The sequence below is a fragment of the Mesorhizobium sp. M2A.F.Ca.ET.037.01.1.1 genome, assembly GCF_003998075.1.
In the GTDB taxonomy this organism is placed as follows: domain Bacteria; phylum Pseudomonadota; class Alphaproteobacteria; order Rhizobiales; family Rhizobiaceae; genus Mesorhizobium.
In genome coordinates this window covers 1-1,782 of the sequence record NZ_RZSA01001193.1, presented here as the reverse complement: position 1 = coordinate 1,782, position 1,782 = coordinate 1, and the positions used below count along the sequence as shown (strand labels likewise).

Annotated in this window: 2 protein-coding genes; one reads left to right on the top strand and one right to left on the bottom strand. The window is 57.9% G+C overall.

What is annotated here, in order from left to right:
* On the bottom strand, positions 1-972 hold a 972-nt coding region (locus tag EOA27_RS34940; protein WP_145970778.1), incomplete at its 3' end, for a hydantoinase B/oxoprolinase family protein.
* Positions 973-1,249: 277 nt separating this feature from the next.
* On the opposite strand from EOA27_RS34940, the gene EOA27_RS34935 reads away from it, so the two are divergent.
* A partial coding sequence (locus EOA27_RS34935) for a hydantoinase/oxoprolinase N-terminal domain-containing protein (protein WP_281059512.1) occupies positions 1,250-1,782 on the top strand: 533 nt, incomplete at its 3' end.

The window sequence follows — 1,782 nt, the reverse complement described above, 5'->3', positions numbered from 1 at the left end:
CACCATCTGTATGGGACGGAAGCAGCCGCCATTTGTCGGAATATGAGATCCGCCGATTGCACGGACCGCAAAACAGGCGCCGCACAGCGCACCTGACGGCATACAGTTTACGGGGCCACGAACCTGGTCGTTGGTCCCAGTGAAATCGAAGGTTATGCTGTCCCCCTTGACAATAACCTTTACCGCGACGCGGATCGGGGTATCCAAATCGATGCCGTCATTGTCCAGATAGTCGACATACTGATACTCTCCATCCGGAAGTTCGGAGATCGCGGCGCGCATCAGGCGCTCGGAGCGGTCGAGAAGATCAGCGAAGATCGCCAATGTCATCTTCGCGCCGAGCTTGTCGGCCAGTTCCTGGATGCGCCGCTGTCCGATTCTGCACGCCGCCAGCTGGGCATTCAGATCTCCGGTAAAGATATCCGGGAGACGGACATTCAGGCGAAGCGTACGAATCAGCTTGTGATCGTAGTTTCCCGCGTCGACGAGCTTCATGGGTGCGACGCGGATGCCTTCCTGAAAAATCTCCGTTGCGTTTGTGGAGGTCGATCCCGGCGTCATTCCGCCGACATCCTGATGATGCGCCAGCGCGGCGGCCAAGGCGATAACCTCGCCATTGTGGAAGATTGGGCTCACGACCGCGAAGTCGGGCAGGTGCGTGCCGCCTGCCGTGTAGGGGTCGTTCAGTATGTAAGCGTCGCCATCGCGCATTTCCTCACGCGGAAAGCTCTCCAGAACCGCCTTCACCATCGGAATCAGCGTGGTCAGGTGAATGGGGATTGCAACCGCCTGCGCCAGCGTCTCCCCGTCAACCGTAAATAGGCTCGCCGACGCATCCCGCGCTTCCTTTACGATCGTCGAGAAGGCGCTGCGAAACAATGTCGCCTCCATCTCGTTGGCGATGCCATCCAATTTGTGCCTGACAACCTCGACGGTGATCGGATCGAGGCTTTGCTGGTCGGGATGATCCACGGATTGACTCCATCAGTTTCTTGATCGTTCAGCAGGTTACGGCAACCGCTCCTCACATGCAAGAGATTTGTCACAGTACAAGTTGCCGCGATCGTGCTGGATCAAATCGTTGATTTCTATACACAAAAGTATGCAGCCCGGCAATTTGTCGGCTGATTTGTGATTGAATGTGGACAAAAGGCATAGTGCAATGGTATGCCATGTTCAACCACAAGCCTTTGCGCCGAACCCGATGGCGCCCCTTCATCCAGAGGAGAATTCAGGAGTGATAGAGTCCATGCCCCAGAATGCCGGCTCGTCAGGCGTCACAATCGGTGTCGACGTGGGCGGCACCTTTACAGATGTGGTCTGTTATGGGCCGGGTGATGCAATCCGGGTCGTGAAAATACCCACCAGCAAGGCCGATCCGAGCAGGGCGATACTCGGCGCCGTGGATTACGCCAGGGAGAACTGGGATGTTCCGGCCGAGGCGATAAATCGCTTCATCCACGGCACCACTATCGCCACCAACGCTGTTCTGGAACGCAAGGGCGCCCGCACCGGCCTTCTGGTTACAAAGGGCTTTCGTGACACCCTTGAGATCGGGCGTCAGCTGCGGGAGGATATGTACAGCGTCATTCTCCATCCTGAGACGCCGGTTTTTCTTGCCAGCCGCGGCCTGCGCCTGGAGGTCGCCGAGAGGCTCGATGCGGAAGGCAGGGTGGTAACTCCGCTCGACCGTCAGTCAGTGATCGATGCTGCCGAGCGCTTGGTGGCGGCGGGCGTCGAGGCGATCGGCATCTGCTTCCTTTTTTCCTTCATGGATGCGAC